The 255-nt window shown below is 54.9% G+C and carries 1 rRNA gene; it reads right to left on the reverse strand.

From position 1 onward, the window contains the following. Window positions 1–255 (reverse strand): 23S ribosomal RNA (locus tag N5923_RS00055); the annotation flags it as partial.

A 255-nucleotide genomic window follows, 5' to 3' on the forward strand; every position in this document is an offset into this window, starting at 1 on the left:
TCCGGCGAGCGGGCTTTTCACCCGCTTTATCGTTACTTATGTCAGCATTCGCACTTCTGATACCTCCAGCAGACCTCACAGTCCACCTTCGACGGCTTACAGAACGCTCCCCTACCCAACAACGCTTACGCGTCGCTGCCGCAGCTTCGGTGCATGGTTTAGCCCCGTTACATCTTCCGCGCAGGCCGACTCGACCAGTGAGCTATTACGCTTTCTTTAAATGATGGCTGCTTCTAAGCCAACATCCTGGCTGTC

The sequence above is a fragment of the Winslowiella arboricola genome (assembly GCF_025527015.1).
In the GTDB taxonomy this organism is placed as follows: domain Bacteria; phylum Pseudomonadota; class Gammaproteobacteria; order Enterobacterales; family Enterobacteriaceae; genus Erwinia; species Erwinia arboricola.